Annotated in this window: 15 protein-coding genes and 3 pseudogenes; 6 read left to right on the top strand and 12 right to left on the bottom strand. The window is 65.6% G+C overall.

Annotated features, from left to right (window positions below; translation table 11 throughout):
- Positions 1–152: 152 nt before the first annotated feature.
- The 6 genes from QXK92_RS33740 to QXK92_RS33765 form a co-directional block, all read right to left on the bottom strand.
- Positions 153–926 (bottom strand): hypothetical protein, encoded by a 774-nt coding sequence (locus QXK92_RS33740; RefSeq protein ID WP_306249090.1) that lies wholly within the window; start codon positions 924–926, stop codon positions 153–155.
- 10 nt (positions 927–936) lie between these two features.
- Positions 937–1,257, bottom strand: coding sequence for a WhiB family transcriptional regulator (locus tag QXK92_RS33745; RefSeq protein WP_306249091.1), 321 nt, complete (start codon positions 1,255–1,257; stop codon positions 937–939).
- Between the two features lie 240 nt (positions 1,258–1,497).
- The gene (gene mobF / locus QXK92_RS33750; protein WP_306249092.1) at positions 1,498–4,338 is read right to left on the bottom strand and encodes a MobF family relaxase; all 2,841 of its coding nucleotides are present in this window, start codon (positions 4,336–4,338) and stop codon (positions 1,498–1,500) included.
- Between the two features lie 171 nt (positions 4,339–4,509).
- The gene (locus tag QXK92_RS33755; RefSeq protein ID WP_306249093.1) at positions 4,510–5,736 is read right to left on the bottom strand and encodes a helix-turn-helix domain-containing protein; all 1,227 of its coding nucleotides are present in this window, start codon (positions 5,734–5,736) and stop codon (positions 4,510–4,512) included.
- Between the two features lie 270 nt (positions 5,737–6,006).
- The gene (locus tag QXK92_RS33760; RefSeq protein ID WP_306249094.1) at positions 6,007–6,204 is read right to left on the bottom strand and encodes a toxin-antitoxin system; all 198 of its coding nucleotides are present in this window, start codon (positions 6,202–6,204) and stop codon (positions 6,007–6,009) included.
- Between the two features lie 239 nt (positions 6,205–6,443).
- Positions 6,444–7,016, bottom strand: coding sequence for an NYN domain-containing protein (locus QXK92_RS33765; RefSeq protein WP_306249095.1), 573 nt, complete (start codon positions 7,014–7,016; stop codon positions 6,444–6,446).
- 169 nt (positions 7,017–7,185) lie between these two features.
- On the opposite strand from QXK92_RS33765, the pseudogene QXK92_RS33770 reads away from it, so the two are divergent.
- The 3 genes and pseudogenes from QXK92_RS33770 to istB (QXK92_RS33780) all read left to right on the top strand — a co-directional run.
- Positions 7,186–7,332 (top strand): annotated as a pseudogene (locus tag QXK92_RS33770) (sigma factor-like helix-turn-helix DNA-binding protein); the annotation flags it as partial.
- Between the two features lie 149 nt (positions 7,333–7,481).
- Positions 7,482–9,167 (top strand): IS21 family transposase, encoded by a 1,686-nt coding sequence (gene istA / locus QXK92_RS33775; protein ID WP_065135064.1) that lies wholly within the window; start codon positions 7,482–7,484, stop codon positions 9,165–9,167.
- Positions 9,167–9,961, top strand: coding sequence for an IS21-like element helper ATPase IstB (gene istB, locus QXK92_RS33780; protein ID WP_065135065.1), 795 nt, complete (start codon positions 9,167–9,169; stop codon positions 9,959–9,961). The genes istA (QXK92_RS33775) and istB (QXK92_RS33780) overlap by 1 nt, the downstream gene beginning before the upstream one ends.
- A 27-nt stretch (positions 9,962–9,988) precedes the next feature.
- On the opposite strand, the gene QXK92_RS33785 is transcribed toward istB (QXK92_RS33780), so the two are convergent.
- The gene (locus tag QXK92_RS33785) at positions 9,989–10,438 is read right to left on the bottom strand and encodes a hypothetical protein (RefSeq protein ID WP_065135066.1); all 450 of its coding nucleotides are present in this window, start codon (positions 10,436–10,438) and stop codon (positions 9,989–9,991) included.
- A gap of 87 nt (positions 10,439–10,525) precedes the next feature.
- Here QXK92_RS33785 and QXK92_RS33790 point away from each other — a divergent pair, with 87 nt between their 5' ends.
- The 3 genes and pseudogenes from QXK92_RS33790 to istB (QXK92_RS33800) all read left to right on the top strand — a co-directional run bounded on the left by QXK92_RS33790 (position 10,526) and on the right by istB (QXK92_RS33800) (position 13,518).
- Entirely contained in the window at positions 10,526–11,506 is a 981-nt protein-coding gene (locus tag QXK92_RS33790) for a threonine/serine dehydratase (RefSeq protein ID WP_238306311.1), read from the top strand.
- 123 nt (positions 11,507–11,629) lie between these two features.
- Positions 11,630–12,718: pseudogene (istA, locus tag QXK92_RS33795) on the top strand (IS21 family transposase); the annotation flags it as partial.
- Positions 12,718–13,518 carry an IS21-like element helper ATPase IstB gene (gene istB, locus QXK92_RS33800; protein WP_306249098.1) on the top strand — a complete coding sequence of 267 codons (801 nt, stop codon included), beginning with the start codon at positions 12,718–12,720 and terminating at the stop codon, positions 13,516–13,518. The pseudogene istA (QXK92_RS33795) and the gene istB (QXK92_RS33800), both read left to right, overlap by 1 nt.
- A 507-nt stretch (positions 13,519–14,025) precedes the next feature.
- Here istB (QXK92_RS33800) and QXK92_RS33805 read toward each other — a convergent pair.
- From QXK92_RS33805 to QXK92_RS33820, 5 genes and pseudogenes are all read right to left on the bottom strand, one after another.
- Positions 14,026–14,295, bottom strand: coding sequence for a hypothetical protein (locus QXK92_RS33805; RefSeq protein WP_306249100.1), 270 nt, complete (start codon positions 14,293–14,295; stop codon positions 14,026–14,028).
- 164 nt (positions 14,296–14,459) lie between these two features.
- Positions 14,460–15,068, bottom strand: a complete 609-nt coding sequence (locus QXK92_RS33810; protein ID WP_306249103.1) for a ParA family protein — start codon at positions 15,066–15,068, stop codon at positions 14,460–14,462.
- A gap of 185 nt (positions 15,069–15,253) precedes the next feature.
- A pseudogene (locus QXK92_RS34270) lies at positions 15,254–15,635 on the bottom strand (pyridoxal-phosphate dependent enzyme).
- Positions 15,636–15,741: 106 nt separating this feature from the next.
- Positions 15,742–16,224, bottom strand: coding sequence for a PaaI family thioesterase (locus QXK92_RS33815; protein ID WP_306249105.1), 483 nt, complete (start codon positions 16,222–16,224; stop codon positions 15,742–15,744).
- Positions 16,225–16,226: 2 nt separating this feature from the next.
- Positions 16,227–16,811 (bottom strand): recombinase family protein (locus QXK92_RS33820; RefSeq protein ID WP_306249107.1); only part of this gene is annotated, 585 nt, incomplete at its 5' end.

Here is a 16,811-nt window from a genome sequence, read left to right on the forward strand (position 1 = left end):
CAACAAGGTAGCGCCCGGTACTCCGCCGGACTGGCCCAACGGACGCTACGCGAGGTCCACCCCGCCGCCGGTTCTGCCGCCCTATCCTGGTTGGCCAGAAGGCGGATCTGCCTAGCGGCACAGTTGCCCTCTGGGCATCGCGATATGGCCTTTCATCCGAGTCCGCGGCGACGCCGCACGAGCGCCACGTCCTCGGCAATAAGCCCATCGATACGATTTCTCAGTTGCGTTTGTGACAGCGGCACTGCATGGCGGAAGTCTTCGTCGTAGATGTAGTCGCCGTCGTCTCTTATCCTCAACCAGACGAGGAACTTGTTGTCCCAATCCACACCCCACGCGCGGGCGGGCCGGCTATGCGACTGAACAATCGCCAACGCCGCCACCTCCGCGCTCGGCACTCGCTGCACCGCCGAGCCGGCCACTGGGACCTGCACCGACGTTGTCGCGTAGCCGTCTTCAGGGTCGGGTGCCGTCCTGGCGAAGTAGTCGACATATGTTGGAATAACAATCCGGTTGCGCGAACCCGGATGTGACAGCTCAACCAAGTCGGCAATCGCCGCCCCTAATCCGTATGCCGACAACTCATAGACGTCCACCACATCAGCCTCAGACCGCTGAGTGGCGATAAAGCCTGACTCACCGACGCGGTACGCCATGATGCGGGTGTCTGCTCGTTCCTCCGGTCTGTAATGAACCCGGCACTCGACCCAGATGTCAGCATCCACATACGCCGACATCCAACGCCTGAACACACGAAATTCTCCGGATTCAAAACGATCCAAAAACGTCGCAGAGGATGCGTCAACATTCGCCGAGTGTTGCGTGAGCGCAAACGGATACGGCAACTCACGCCCTTCCAATTCACAGATTTCCGCCAAATCCGCGACAGCAATACCACCAGTCAGGTGACGGTTCCCGTCTTGCATGAACGGAGCATCAATTCCGGGAGCCCGGCGGCCGGCCGCGCCGGCGCGGGGTGACCTGATAGCCGCCGCGTTCGGCCACCGCCCGCAGCCGGCGCAGCGCGAATTCCCGGGCGCGCTGCCCGGACTCCGGAACCGCTATTCCGGCCCACAGCCCCTGCACGCCTGGGGCGTGGTAAGCCTCGCGGGCGCACCAGGCGCGGCGTGGGCAGGCCACACACAGCGCCACGGCTTGGGCGTCGGGCTGGGTGGTGGTCCAGCGTTCCGGATCCGCGGTGCAGCGCGGCACATACCCCTCCAACGGTGCCGAGTGTGAGGTTGCTGCCGCAGCCATCCGCCGTCCCCTTACGCGTGTGCCACACCCACTTGATGCGACATCCCCCACTGTCTGGCACTAGCGTACTAAAGGAACGCCTCCTAGCTGGGCCGATTCGGCGCACACCGTCCCCTCCGAGCAAGGATTTCCCATTGGATTGGGTCCGAGCCGGGGACCGCTTTCACCGCTGGCCCCACCCCCATCACGGCCGCCCCAAGGCATCTCAGCGCGGCATGATCGCCGCCTGTGATCGGCCCGCTATAGCTCTAGCCCATAGCTTTGGTGCTGCGCGCGGGTGCGGTGTCGGTGCTGCTCAACCCAGCGGCGTTGCTCCAAAATGTGCTCGAGTTGTTGGTTGTGCCAGGCGCGGTAGGTGCGCTGGCGGGCGTGCAGGTCGCGGGTGCGCCGCACCAGGAGGCCGCGCACGATGTCGGGCAGCTGGCGGGGGTCAGTGGCGGCGGCGAGGTGATGAGCGGAATGGGCTGCTTCACCGCGGTGGGCGATCACCGCACGCACCAGCCCGACGGCGTCTTTGGTGGTGCCGCGGCGCAGCACATGCATCCCGGGCTCCTCGCGGTGTTCGTGGGCGGTCTCGGTGGCGTGGCGTTCGTAGAGGTAGGCGGTGTTGGTGTGCCGGCCGCGGGTCATCGCGACATACAGCAACGCTCGGCTGGTGCGCTCCCCGAGTACGGCGTGGGTGGTGTCTGCGGTGACCCCTTGGGCCGAGTGCACGGTGATCGCATACCCGTGGGTCACCTGCTGGTGCAGGTAGTCCCCGGAGAACGCGGCCCGCGCCCCATCAGAGAGGCGGCGGGCGGCGATGCGGTCACCGGCGGGGTCCACGGCCAGGACCTGCCAGCGTTGCCCGTTGCGGACCGGGGCATCGGGGCGTCGGGTGTTATCAGCGGCCGCCAACACCGTGATGTCGGGGGTGTTGCGCCGGGTCAGGATCAGATCCCCCACCGCGAGTTGGTGTCCCCGCGCGGCGGTGATCGTCGGGGTGTGGGGGTCGCGGGCGGCGTCGAGGTGGTCGTCGTGGAGGCGCTGGTTGAGGGCGTCGGCGATCTCGGTGGTGTCACACACCAGCAGCGCATCTTTGCCGGCGGCGATGTCGGCGCGGTACGCCTCGAGGGCGTCGGCGGCCATGGCGATCGGGTCCCCGCACCGCAACCGGCCATGGGTCGCGTACCATCCCACGGCGCGCCGCACCGGGGCGGGCCCGCCCTCCCGCAGCGCCAGCGACGCGGCACGCTCACCCGGATCGGTCATCCGCCACACCTCAGAGAGGGTTTGGGTCCAGGGCAGATCCGCACAGAGTTGGGCGAACATCCCCCCACAGGCTTTGACCGGGGACAATTGGTGGGCATCCCCGACCAACACCGTCTTAGCCCCAGCCGTAGTGGTCGCGGTCAGCAGTGCCCGCAGTTCGGTGGTGCCGACCATCGCGGCCTCATCGACGATCACCACCGTGCGCTCATTCAAGACCAGGGTTTCCTCACGTAACGCCGTTAACGCGGCGGCGACGGTCATCCCGGTATCCCCGGCGCCTTCACGGACCGCGACATCAACAGCTTTACCGGTCGGCGCGATCACCAACACCCGCTTACCACTGTGGCGGGCCCCGATCCGCAGCGCCCGCATCGAGGTGGTCTTGCCCGCCCCCGCCGGCGCCGACAGCGGGCAGATCAGCCACGGCAACCAGGCAATGTTGGTCACTGCACGCGCCTGATCGGCCGACAGCCCGGCCACATCCAGATCCCGCAACCCGTAGAGCTGCGCGCGCTCGTCGCGGGCATCGACCAGCTCGAGCAGCCGGGCCTCGGTGGCCAGGATCTTGTCCAGGGTGAACTGCTGCGACCCTTCGCGTTGATGCGCGGCCCGCGGCCCCGAAATCCGCATCCCAACTTCGTTTACTGTGGCTTCGATCAGCTGCCGCGGGGATCGCGGATCACCGTCGATATCGACCGGCAGTTGCGCCCCGATCAGCTCCACCAAGTCCGCGCGGGTCAGCACCGCTTTACCCCGCTGCTCGGCCGCCTCGACCAGCCGGCTGCGCGACCACACCCCCCGCCCCGCGCGGGTTTGGCGGGCGTGGCGCGCCGCCTGGTGCGCGTCGCGGTTAATCGTCCAGCCGCGCCGATCGGCCCGCCACATTTCCCGTAATTGCGTCCATGCCAACTGCTCGGGTTTGCCCGGCCGGGTCGCTTTCTGCGCGGCCGCCAACTGCGCCGCACTGGGCCCGGTCGCGGGGTCGATCACGACCAGATTCTTGGCCGCCCACGCCCGCAACGCACTAGCGCGCTGCGACCACACGGTAATACTTCCCGGGTCGATCGCGGCGACCTCGGCCATCCCCGTCGTCGGGTCGATCGGGGACCATTCCACCCCGATCGCGCGGTGCAACTCCCGACGCAGCGTCACCTGATAAATCACCCCCGCCGCCCGCGCCTCATGAAACAAACTGGTGCCATCCAACGACACCAATTTCCCGTCCGCGCGGGCCTGGCGATTGGGCACGATCACATGGGTATGCAAATGCGGATCCCCCGCCCGCGACGTCTCATGCTGATACGCCACCGCCACAATCCCGGGCAGCCGCACCAAATCCTTGGCCCCCGTGTCTGGGTTGTGCACCCGGGTATAACCAGCATGCTCCGCCAAGTACTCCAACGCCTCCGCCAGGGCCGCGGTGTGGGCGTTCACCACCGCCTTCTGCATCACCTCATTGGGGTGCAACGCCCGCAACAACGACACACTCTTCGGGGCGCAAAACGTCAAATCAAACCCATGCACCGACCCCGCGCCCCACGCCCGACCACACTCCCCCGACGGCGCCACCCCCTCATCCAGCCACCGACCCACCACCCCGGTATCCGCCTCACCACCGGCCCGCGCCGCATCACTTAACCCCACCAGCCCCGCCGCGGTGCGCCAATCGCCGGCGCACACCCACACCGGCGCCCGCGTGTCACCTTCGGCGTAGTACTCCCCCAACCCCCCATTCGCACACCGGACATCCCGGGCGGCCAACCCCACCGCATTAGCGGTGTCGTTGTAATACGCGATCGACCACCGCGACAACTTCGCAATCGTCAACACCCGCCAACCTCTCCACCACACTCTGGGGCCGCCCGCCAAACGGCTGGGGTTGGTGCTTGACGGGCGGCACCACCAGCATCGCACACATTTGTGCAAATGTGCCCAATGGCTTGACTGGGTTGAACAATGTCGCGACGACTGACCATCGACGCGACAGAGTGGCTGGGGCAGCTATCGGTGCTGGGGCAGCGGTGGCCACGACGCGGCGGCGGACGATGCGACAGTTGCAGTGCGTCGCGCCGCGGCCGCGCGTTGGGCATCTGCGAGCGCGGCGAACGCCGCGACGCGCCCGGGTCCAGTGGCGGCGGCTTTTCCGCGGGCGCGGGCCGCGGCGTAGTCGGCGCGTTCACGCGCCGCGGTGCGCGCCCGCGCTTGCGCGGCAGCGCGTTGTTGGGCTTCGCGCGCCTCGTCGAGGGCGGCCGGCCGAGCGCTCAGGGTGTTGTGGGCGGTGTACCACGCCAGCAACGACCCCAACAGGGCGATCGGACGCGCCGGATTGTCCGGGATACAGTGCCCGGTGCCCAACCATTCGTTGACGAGCGCGGTCAGATCCGCCGGTGTCCAGCCGGCGGCGGCCGGCGCGGCCAGCATCGCCGCCCAACTGCCGGCGCTGAACCTGCGGGCCCACGGTGGGGCATGCGGATCAGCGCGCCACCGCCCCGCCAGGCGCCGGCCGCCCTCATCGGGTGCGCGGCGGCGCGTAGCGCCGTGGTGCCGGGCGCGGTGAGCGCCCGCGCGGGTAGTAACCAGCTTTCTCAAACAGAAGGGTTCAGTGGTTAGTAGGGACCGTCCCAGGTGGGGTGACAAGCTGTGCACAAGCCTGGTCACCGCCCGGGTGGTGTGGGCGTTGTCGTGCAGCGCCCACACCGAGGCCCAGCCGCGGTGGCGATCACCCATGCGCCAGGAGGCCATCCGTTCGGTGTAGGTGCGCTGGCGGCCACGCAGGACCTCAGTGGCCACCCCGAGCAGGCGCAGGCATTCATGCGCGCGTTGGATGGTGCGTTCGTCATAGCCGGTGTCGCGTTCGAGTTGGGCGTTGGTGGGTCGGCACCCCCGCCCGGTGCTCCGGTCGGCGTAGCGGGCCATCGCCGCGGCGATCACGATCAGGGTGGGTTTGGCGATGCCCCCGTTACACATCGACGGCCGAATCGTCGGGTAGTGCAGGTCGTAGGCCACCGCCACGGTGAGATGCGCCCAATCGGTGGGGCCGGCGCTCCAGCACGGCACCCCGGCATAGGCCTCAGCGTCAAGCTCTAAAGCCACAAAGGCACTCGGCGGCGGCAGACCGCGGCCGGCCAGGCGCCGGCCGCGCCGCCTGGCCAACACCTCGGCAACACCGGTCGTGCGGATGACACCGCGCCGCGGCCACGCCGCAGTACAGCCGCGATACACACGCACCGAGCTGTCCACACATGGTGGGGAAAAAAGTGGATCACGGCACGCAGCAAAATCTGGAACCCCGCCCAGATATGCGCTACCGTGAGACGAGACTCCCAAGTCACGTCCCTTTCAGGGGCAACGGGTGCGGACCCGGAACCGAGCTGCTAACTCGGTTCAAACCCTTCCGACAGGGCCCCGCAATGCGGGGCCCTTTGTCATATCAGTGAGTCGTCCACACCGCTATGGAATTGTTGGCGTTTGTACCCCGACTGGCGTCGGGCGCGGTGCTCACATCGCCAAGGGCAAAACCTCCCTCTCCAACTCGCGAACGGCTTCGGGGTGCCCGACAGCGATCGCAAGCAGATCCGCGGAGAGTTGACTAACACTGGTGCCGCGCTCGGCGGCCATTTCGCGTAGGCGGCCGTAGACGACCGCCGCGGCGCGTACTTTGATCTGTTCGCGATCACCTTTATGCGGCTGTGCCATGTACCTGATCTTGCGGGCAAAGACGCGGTACCGGGTACCGACACGCCGCCAGCTCCGTGATGTTTTTGTTATGGACTGCCGCGACACGTTCGGTGTGGCAACAGCCGCTGCTAAGAGGGCCATAGACCTCGCGAACACAAAACGGCAATGAAAAACCCGCCCCCAGCAGGGACGGGTGGTATGGCGTAATTATGCAACGTGCGTTGCATGCGCGCAATTCCCCTCCTTTGTCGGGCATGTCACCACGGCGGGGGCTTGGGTACACCGTTGGTGGGATCGGCGAGCTGGCAGGCCTGGAAGTCTGCGGGTGTGAGTTGGTACCACCAGTGGTTGCCGACGCCGTCGCCCGGTTGACCGCGGAGTTTTCCCGCGAGTGGGCTGCGGGAAGGATTCACGGTGCCTACCGGGACGCGATCGCGCGCGGTCTGTACCGGAAATTTGAGGTCGCTGTCATTGCTGATGATCACGGCGGCATCGATGCGCTGTTCAAGGATGTCGAGCAGGAGGTGGGAGGCCACGTTGACGTCGGAGCCTTTTTCTTCACGTCGGGCTGTGGAGACCACGAACACCGCGGCAGGGTCGTCGTGGCCGGTGGCGTCTTTGACCATGAGCAGGCCGCCGGGGCGCGCGAGAACGGGTCGCCCCTTGCGGTCAGGGGTGGCCAGCGGCGCGCGCGCTACCCGGTGTACGTAGTTGCCCAGTTCGATGTGGCTGGTTGTTTGAGAGCGCTGTAGGGCACGCAGGTACACGTCTTGTTCGCGGTTACCTACTGGGTTGTCGGCACCCGAGATGACGGCGGTGCAATAGATCACCCGCTTAATCGTGGTGTTGGTCCAGGCTGAGTGATTGGTGACCAGGCGAGCAGCCAGTGCGCGCACGTCGATGTCAGCGGCACGTGAATTCTGACCCCGGCGCGGCAACTGAAATTTGACCCCCTGGTGCGGTGGCCTGGCTTTAGTCGAGCCAGGAGGACCCAAGGGAATGTTGTCTGTGGAGGATTGGGCTGAGATTCGTCGTCTGCGTCGGGCCGAGGGCCTGCCGATCAAGGTGATCGCGCGGATGTTGAACATTTCGAAGAACACGGTGAAGTCGGCGCTGGCTGATGATGGGCCACCGAAGTACGAGCGACCGGCGTGAGTGTGACAGGTTTGGCTGGCCCCCGTTTGTCGCGGAATGTCAGGTTTGAGTGGCTCCACCGCGACTCGCCGGGCAGGTTGTGTCAGGTTTGAGTGGCCCCACTTCATCGTCGCCGTAAGGAGACGATGACAGGAGCCAGAGTGGGGTCCAGGGTGGAATTGTTCGAGCAGATCCGACGGGGTTCCCGGGTGGATGGATTGTCGGTGCGGGCGCTGGCCAAGCGGCATCGGGTGCATCGCCGAACTATTCGGCAGGCGTTGATCTCGGCGCAGCCACCGCGACCGGCGCCGCGGCGGTGGCGGGCCCGCAAGATCGACCCCTTCGTCGGGGCGATTGATGACATGCTGCGGACTGATCGCGATGCCCCGCGTAAGCAGCGGCACACTGCTCGGCGGATTTTGGCCCGGTTGATCGACGAGCATGACGCCGCAGACCTGGTGTCCTATTCGACGTTGCGGGATTATGTGGCCAAGCGGCGGCCCGAAATCGCTGCGGAGACAGGCGATCAGCTGATCGAGGCGTTCGTGCCGCAGACCCACGAGCCGGGTCGTGAGGCTGAGGTCGATTTCGCTGAACTGTATGTCGATTTGCCTGAGGGCCGCACGAAATGCTTTCTGTTCACGATGCGGCTGTCGATGTCGGGCAAGGCTGTGCACCGGGTGTATGCGACCCAGTCCCAGGAAGCGTTTCTGGAAGGCCATTTAGCGGCGTTCGACGAGTTCGCCGGCATCCCGACCGGCCACATCCGGTATGACAACTTGAAGTCCGCGGTGAGTCGGGTGTTGTTCGGTGATCGCGACCGGATCGAAAACCAGCGTTGGGTCTTGTTTCGATCACACCAAGGCTTCGAGGCGTTCTACTGCATCCCCGGCCTAGCCGGAGCGCATGAGAAGGGCGGTGTGGAAGGCGAGGGCGGACGGTTTCGACGCAACCACCTCGTCCCGGTCCCCAAGGTGGCGTCGCTGGCACAGCTCAACGAGCGGCTGGCTCAAGCCGACCGCGACGATGACGACCGCCGGATCGGTCACCGCATCCGCACCGTCGGTGAAGACTTCGCCACCGAGCAACCACTGCTGCGCGCGCTGCCTGCCGAGCGATTCGAACCGGGGCTGACCCTGGCACCGCGAGTCGACCGGCATGGGCGAATCATGGTGCGCAGCAGTCAGTATTCGGTGCCGGCACGCTTTATCGGCCGGCGAGTGCGGGTGCGGCTGCGCTCGAACGAGTTGTTCGTCTCCGATGGCAGCACCCCGATCGCGCATCACGAGCGCTCGATCCGTAAAGGAGCTCAGGTCCTTGACCTGGACCACTACTTGGAGGTGTTGAAGATCAAACCCGGCGCTTTGCCGGGGGCTACCGCCTTGGTGCAGGCGCGGGCGGCCGGCACCTTCACCAGCGCCCATGAGGCGTTTTGGGCTGCTGCCCGCAAAGCGCACGGTGATGCTGCGGGCACCCGGGCACTGATTGACGTGCTGTTGCTGCACCGGCACATGCGTCACGCCGATGTCACTGCCGGGTTGAGCGCCGCTCTCAACGTCGGGTCCACCAATGCTGATGTGGTGGCAGTGGAAGCTCGCCTTGCCGCCCACCACCACGGCGGCGGCGCCGCAGTCGGTGCAGCCCTAGCGGACACGTCCCCCGTTGAGCAGCAGCGGCGGGTGATCAGCCTGACCGAGCGGCGGCTCACCGATCCGGCTGCGGTGATCGCCGGGCTGCCGCCTGACACCCGAGCAGTGCCCTCGCTGGCAGGCTACGACGATCTGTTGACCCGACGCGCCGCCAGAACTGCGCAATTCCCGCTGCCTGTGACCGGAGGGGTCGGCTGATGGGCGCACCGGTACGACGACGTCGAGGATTGAGCGCCCAGGCCGCAGATGCTGCGGTCGATCAAGCATGTCGGCAACTACGGCTCCCGTCGGTGCGGGGGTTGTTCGCCGACATGGTGGCCACCGCGGAGAAAGAACAACTCACCTATCAGGGATTCTTGGCGGAGTTGTTGTTGGCCGAGTGCGACGACCGGGCCCGACGCCGCTCGGTCCGCCGGGTCAAAGCCGCAGGGTTTCCGCGGGAGAAGTGGCTGGGAGACTTCGATTTCGAGGCCAACCCGAACATCAACCCGGCCACCATCCACACCCTGGCCACCAGCGCATGGGTACGTGCCGGGCAGCCCTTGTGTTTGATCGGGGACTCCGGCACCGGTAAAAGCCACCTGCTGATCGCGTTGGGCACCGCGGCTGCTGAAGCTGGATTCCGGGTGAAGTACACCCTGGCGACAAAGCTGGTCAACGAACTCGTCGAAGCCGCCGACGAGAAGGTCCTGGCGAAAACGATCGCCCGTTACGGCAGAGTCGATCTCATCTGCGTGGACGAATTGGGGTATATGGAACTAGACCGTCGCGGCGCGGAGCTGTTGTTCCAGGTATTGACCGAGCGCGAAGAGAAAAATTCAGTGGCGATCGCGTCAAACGAGTCGTTCTCCGGTTGGACAAAAACGTTCACCGACCCGCGCCTGTGCGCAGCAATCGTGGACCGACTTACCTTTGGCGGCAACATCATCGAGACCGGCACCCAATCCTACCGACTGGCCCACACCAAAGCAGCACACACCGCCGCGAAATGAGGGGTCTGGGCTCACCGCACCGGAGAATCAATCCTCACTCCGCGGCCGTGCGGCGGCCATCAATGCGCGTAGCGCTTCATCCGCCGGGCCCGCGATCGGATCATCAAGGGAGCCAATGAAGACCGCAGCTATCTCGCCCGGATCGGCGGCAGCGATGGAGCGCCAGGCAGCTAGATTGGGGTGATCGACATCGGTCGCCGCCTCAGCGGGCTGCAGTTCAACAATCGCCCGCGCCAAATATGCTGCCGAAATTGGAATTTCGCGCGTCCCGCAGGAATAGCCCACCACCTCGGCCAAGATCACCGCCGGCAACCCGTGAGTCCCACCCGGCCGGTTCACATATGGGAATACCCACTCGTGCCCGCACCGGAACCCAACCGCATAAGCCACCGGCACCGCCCAGCCGTCGATCCGACCACTACGAGCACGCCGAATCTCATGCAGCCCCGCCAGCGTTGACCAATCCTCAACGATCACGGACCGATTCAACCACCCTGGGTTCAGCAGTACCCGGGTCCATGCCAGCGGGGCTGGTCTCTGACGGTGCGGCGATACGCTGTTGTCGTGGGATCAACGCGCCTCGACACAGCACGAGTCCAGGCCGCTCGGGGCATGATCAACCCGATTTTCCTCGACACGCCGTTGTACCGATGCGAGGCCCTGGAGAGCAGCCTCGGCTGCAAAGTGAGTATCAAGCTCGAGACGGCGAACCCGGTTCGAAGCTTCAAAGCCCGCGGCGCCGAGGTGGTCGCCAGCCTCCTAGCCGACAACGGTTCGCGAGCCCTGGTGTGCGCGAGCGCGGGCAACCTTGGCCAAGCCCTCGCCTGGTCCGGTCGAATCCGGGATCTCGAGGTCACCGTGGTGGCATCCCGGTTTGCGCCAGCAGCCAAACTCGCCCGCATCCGCGCACTGGATGCCAGGTTAGAGCTGGTCGACGGCGACATCGAGATGGCGCGCGAGCGAGCAGCCGACATCGCGCGACAGCAGCGTATTCGACTGGTCGAAGACAGCCAGGACATCGAAACCTGCGAGGGCGCAGCGACAATCGGCCTCGAACTCGCCGGGGCCACGACCCACTTCGACGCCGCCCTAATCGCTCTGGGAGGCGGGGCACTCGCCACCGGAGTCGGCCACGTGATGAAGTCGATAAGACCCGAAGTCGACGTAATCTGCATCCAACCGCACGGCGCACCGGCCATGACCTACTCCTGGCACGAACGCCGCGTCATCACCACCGACTCCACCAACACCATCGCTGACGGCGTCGCCGGGCGACATCCCATTCCAGCCGTCCTCGACGACCTACTCGTCGTCGCCGACGACGCCATCCTGGTACACGAGACGTCAATCATCGCTGGCATGAAAATGCTCCACGACCACGCCGGCCTGATCGTCGAACCGTCGGCCGCCCTCGGCATCGCCGCCATCATCGAAGACCCCTATAGGTTCGCCGGCCGACACGTCGTCACCATCGTGTGCGGCAGCAACGTGGACCTAGACACCTACCACCGCTGGATAGACGGAGCACCAACGGTTCCCAAGTAGCGCACCGACGCTCGTCATCGTCGCTCGAAAAAACACCTTCCGCACGTTGCCCAACGCACGCCAAGATGGGGCCAACCCAACGTGTCCTCCCGGGTCCGATCAAACTTGACAGACTCACCGGCGCGGGGTTCGATCGTCGATGAGGTCGAACCGCGGATCCGGGAGCTGCTGCAGGTCTATCCGAGGATGCCGGCCACGGTCATCGCCGAACGGATCGGCTGGCAGCGCTCGATCCGGGTGCTCTCAGCGCGGGTGGCCGAGTTGCGGCCGGTGTATCTGCCACCGGATCCGGCCTCACGCACCGCCTACGCCGCAGGCGAGGTCGCCCAGTGCGATCTGTGGTTTCCCGACGTGGAGATTCCGGTCGGCTTCGGCCAGAGCCGCACCGCGGCGCGACTGCCGGTGCTGACGATGATCAGTGCCTATTCACGCTGGCTGCTGGCCATGCTGATCCCGTCGCGGCGAACCGAGGATCTGTTCGCCGGGTGGTGGGAGCTGATCAACCGGCTCAGTGCGGTGCCGCGGGCGCTGGTCTGGGACGGCGAAGGCGCTATCGGTCGCTGGCGGGGTGGGCGGGTTGAGCTGACCCAGGAATGCCAGGCGTTTCGCGGGGTGCTGGCCACCAAGGTCATCGTCTGCCGACCGGCTGATCCGGAAGCCAAGGGCCTGATCGAACGCTCCCATGACTATCTGGAGCGTTCGTTCCTGCCGGGGCGGACGTTCGCTTCGCCGGCGGACTTCAACACCCAGATGAGTGACTGGCTGGCCGTGGTCAACACGCGCACCCGCCGCGCGTTGGGCTGCGCCCCGACCGATCGGATCAGCGCGGATCGGGCCGCGATGCTCGCGCTGCCTCCGGTCGCGCCGGCGGTGGGATGGACTGCCTCGTTGCGGCTGCCGCGTGATCACTACATCCGCCTTGACGGTAACGACTACTCGGTGCACCCGAGCGCGGTCGGTCGCCGGATCCTGGTCCGCGCCGATCTGGATCGGGTCCAGGTGTTCTGCGACGGGCAACCCGTCGCCGCCCACGACAGGATCTGGGCCACCCATCAGACGATCTCCGATCCGATCCATGTCGAGGCGGCGAAGGTATTGCAGCGCAGACGAATCCAGATTCCGCCGCCGCCAGCCGAGACTGAGGTGGCGGTGCGGGACCTGTCGTCCTACGACGCGGCGTTCGGGGTCGATCTCGACGGCGGAGCCGCCTGATGGCCACCACCAAAACCACGCCCGGCCGTGACGTCAGCGCCGAACTGGCTTATCTGACCCGGGCGCTGAAAGCGCCGACCCTGCGTGACTCGGTCGCCCGGCTGGCTGAGCGAGCCCGCGCGGAGAACTGGACCCACGAGGAGTACCTGGCGGCGTGTCTGCAGCGCGAGGTCTCCGCTCGGGAGTCTCACGGCGGGGAAGGGCGTATCCGAGCAGCCCGGTTCCCGGCACGCAAGTCGTTGGAGGAGTTCGACTTCGACCATGCCCGCGGACTCAAACGCGACACCATCGCACATCTAGGAACCCTGGACTTCGTGACCGCCCGCGACAACGTCGTGTTCCTCGGACCACCCGGCACTGGCAAAACCCACCTGGCGATCGGTCTCGCGATGCGGGCATGTCAGGCCGGCCACCGCGTCCTGTTCGCCACCGCCGCCGAATGGGTCGCCCGCCTGGCTGACGCGCATCACGCCGGACGCATCCACGCCGAACTGACCCGCCTCGGGCGCTACCCGCTCATCGTGATCGACGAGGTCGGCTACATCCCCTTCGAACCCGAAGCGGCCAACCTGTTCTTCCAGCTGGTCTCGGCCCGCTACGAACGCGCCAGCCTGATCGTCACCTCCAACAAAGCCTTCGGCCGCTGGGGCGAAGTGTTCGGCGACGACGTCGTGGCCGCCGCCATGATCGACCGCCTCGTCCACCACGCCGAAGTCATCACGTTGAAAGGAGACAGCTACCGCCTCAAAGACCGAGACCTCGGCCGCACACCTACCGCGGCCACCACCACTGAGGAATAATCACCAACCACCCCGGCAGGGGGTCAGTTTTCACCTGCCGCCAGGGGGTCAACTTTCAGCCGCCGTCGACAGTCGAGCCATCGCCAGCCCGGTGCACCTTTTCCGCATAGCCCGCGGCCGCCGTAGTAGAGGTTGAACCCGTCGATGTACACACCTACCCGCATAGCCAGCGACGCTAGCGATACGGGGTGCAACGGTCCCCCGCGCGACACCGAATTGCAGCTGGTTTCCTGCTGACCAGCGAAAAGTCAAGCTTCTGAAAAAGGCAGCGGATCAGTTAGTTGCGACCTTTCCTCGTACTGGCCGCTGTTGTGCGTGGTGGTGCCGGCTGTCAAGGCTCGACCGTTGGTCGACCGCGTAGCGGCCTGGCCTTGACAGCCGGCACCACCACGTTCACGACAATTTCGGCGAGGAAGGGATCGATCTAAACCTTGGTTGACTACAGCATGACAGCCATCAATCCATATGTATGTATGGATTGATGGCTGTCATGCTGTAGTCAAATCGTCAGGGGGCGAGGTCGGGGTATGTCCGATGGACGGCCGCCAGGAGCAGCGCTTGCACGCTGGTGTCGTACTGAGCGGCGGTCACTTTCAGGGTCTTATGCAGGTCAGCGGGTAGGTCCACTGTGCTCCGTCGGCCGCTGACGCCGTGAAACTGTCGAGCCGACTCCGCCAACGCTGCCGCGTCGATGAGTCCGTCAGTGATTGCGACGCGCACCAGTTCAGTCACCGTGGTGTCGCGGGACGCCGCGCGCGACTTTAGGCCGAGCCGCATTCGGGGGGGGTACACGACAGTGGTCCGTTGCGGTGGTGCATCTGCCGGTGTGGCCGCAGGCAAGACGGGGTGGAAGGTTTCTGCCGCGCGAGTGCTGGGAGCCGCAGATACCGGCCGGCGGATGATCGAGGACCGGACTTGATCGGCTGTGGTCGGCTTGGTGCTCACTGCACTACCTCCTGGAGTGCTGGTGCCATTGCGGTGGTCAGCTCCTCGAACACGTCGGCGTAATCACCCAGATAGCGAGGAATGCACCTGCCGAATGCCCGTTCAACGGCGGTACGTGCTCGCACGACGGTGCGCAGAATGGGTGCCCCTGCGTCGGCCAGTGCCAGCGGTATCTCGGTGGCCTCGACTTTCCGTAGATCGACCAGCGTCAGCAGGATGGTGGTGGGACGGTGTGCGGTGATGTCCAGCGTCGGCCATACGCGGTCAATGTCGGCCGAGCGCGGCCCGGACGGAATGATCACTAAATCAGCCGCGTCGATCGCCGCGTCGATCGACGCCGCAGTGCCTGGCGGGGTGTCGAGCACGATGAGCTCATCGGGCGTGCTGGTCAGTCCTCTTAGTTCAAAGGCTGTCACGGGTGTGACCGTGAAGGGTAGCGGCATATCGACTGATGCCGCTCGTTCCGCCCAGGAGGTCGCCGAACCCTGCGGGTCGGCGTCGAGAACGCGCGTGGGGATACCGCGCCTGCTCGCTGCGGCGGCCAAAAACATCGCGGTCGTGGTCTTGGCGACCCCACCCTTAGTGTGTACGAGTGACCAAATCATAGGGTAACCATACACACAGCCATCCATACATACAGGAATATGGATTGCTGGATGTCTAGGCGTCTGCTGTGACGTTACCTTTTGCTTCGATGGCCCCGCAGCGCCCGAAGCTTGTTACCAAAGGGTTACTAGCCGAGGACAGGACTTTTGACGCCGTCAGAGGTTTCGAATCCCGGACCCGCTGATTAAGAGTCAGCGGGTCCTCGGCACCGGCACCGACCCAGCGGTGATAGGCGTCTGGCGCCCAGTGCGCGCATGCGATCGAGCTTGACCGCGGGGCCAAACCGGGATGCCACGATCGTGACGTCGAGGCCCCTTGCGCGACCAGACCACGCGAGGGCCTGGCCGAGGTTGCCCCCGCTGGCACACACCACGGCGGTCGAGCCATTGTTCGGCGAGCAGGCTCGCGACGACCTCTGCGCCGCGGGCCTTGAAGCTGCGCACCGGGTTCGCGGTTTCAAGCTTGATGCTCACCGCGCACCCGAGTTTGGGCTCCAGCGCCTCGCAGCGGTACAGCGGGGTGTCCAGGAAAACCGGGTCAATTACCCGGCGGGCGGCTCGGATCATCCGAGCTGTGTCGAGGCGCGTCCCTTCCACGACACAGCAGCGTAGCGCCGCCGCCGTTATTTCACGTTGTCTAGATCAGCCGGCGAAGTCGTTCGGCTGATGCCACTCAGACGAGTGGCCTCCCAATCTCCAATGCATCTGCGGGGTCAACCATCACGTTCTGCAGGCGCACGTGGCCTTGGGCGCATTCACGACCGTCGCCGCCCTTGATTACGACTCGCCAAAGTTGCTGTTGCCGACCTCGGAATACGGGGGTGCCCTCGGCAGTCAAAACACCTTCGCGCGTTGCTCGGAAAAAGTCGGTGTTGTTGTTGACTCCCACTGCGTAGCCCTTGCCATTGAGCGAAATACTCGCTCCTACACTGGCGACGGATTCGACCATCGAGCAGTACACGCCGCCGTGTGTGACTCCGCTGGCCTGTCGCAATGCGGTACCGATCGTCAAACTGGCGCGAACGCGATCGGCTCCGATTTCGGAGAACTCCAAGCCGATGTGGCCCTCGAACAGCGAGGCAGTGAGGGCATTGAGCTGCTCGGGCGTAAAGGGCGGTCTTTGGCCTGCTCCTGCGGCATCACTTTCTTCCGGCATACTCATGGCTCCCTGGGTGCTGATCCTGCTGCTAGATAGCGGTATGCGGTTGCACGTCCAATCCCAAAGGCAGCGGCCAACTCTCGGACCGGTTCGCCGGTCCCGGCGAGCCGGCGGAGCTGTTCTTGGCGATCGGCAGTGAGTTTGGGCGGCTTGGTGGCCGGCAGCTGGCGGCTGCGGCGGGACTCGCGTGATGCGGCGCGCCGCTCTCGGCCGAGCTCAAGCTCGAGCTCGGCCAAAGTCGCCATGATCGCCGCCACCGCGCGCCCGGTTGATGTCGCGGTATCGATCCCTTCTCTCAAGGCGCGCAGCGTGATTCGGCGCTCTCCGAGTTCGGCGATGGTGCGGGTGACCTCGAAGACGCTGCGACCGAGCCGGTCGATCGCGCAGACGACGAGCGTGTCGTCTGCGCGGGCGTAGTCCAGCATCGCCGTCAGACCCGGGCGAATACTCTTCGCCGATCCGGACAGCTTGTCGGTAAAAATGCGCGCCGGCTCTACGCCGGCGGCGCTCAGCGCCGCCAGTTGTGCGTCGAGGTCTTGGCCGGTGGTGCTAACGCGGGCGTAGCTGTGATTTTCAGATGTGAA

Source organism: Mycobacterium sp. TY815 (assembly GCF_030755135.1).
In the GTDB taxonomy this organism is placed as follows: Bacteria; Actinomycetota; Actinomycetes; order Mycobacteriales; family Mycobacteriaceae; genus Mycobacterium.

What these genes read in the sequence shown, in the direction of transcription:
- QXK92_RS33740 (WP_306249090.1), bottom strand. Translation starts at nt 926, where the DNA reads ATGCAAGACGGGAACCGTCACCTGACTGGTGGTATTGCTGTCGCGGAT.
- QXK92_RS33745 (WP_306249091.1), bottom strand. Translation starts at nt 1,257, where the DNA reads ATGGCTGCGGCAGCAACCTCACACTCGGCACCGTTGGAGGGGTATGTG.
- QXK92_RS33760 (WP_306249094.1), bottom strand. Translation starts at nt 6,204, where the DNA reads ATGGCACAGCCGCATAAAGGTGATCGCGAACAGATCAAAGTACGCGCC.
- istB (WP_065135065.1), top strand. Translation starts at nt 9,167, where the DNA reads ATGGGCGCACCGGTACGACGACGTCGAGGATTGAGCGCCCAGGCCGCA.
- istB (WP_306249098.1), top strand. Translation starts at nt 12,718, where the DNA reads ATGGCCACCACCAAAACCACGCCCGGCCGTGACGTCAGCGCCGAACTG.
- QXK92_RS33805 (WP_306249100.1), bottom strand. Translation starts at nt 14,295, where the DNA reads ATGCGGCTCGGCCTAAAGTCGCGCGCGGCGTCCCGCGACACCACGGTG.
- QXK92_RS33810 (WP_306249103.1), bottom strand. Translation starts at nt 15,068, where the DNA reads ATGATTTGGTCACTCGTACACACTAAGGGTGGGGTCGCCAAGACCACG.
- QXK92_RS33815 (WP_306249105.1), bottom strand. Translation starts at nt 16,224, where the DNA reads ATGCCGGAAGAAAGTGATGCCGCAGGAGCAGGCCAAAGACCGCCCTTT.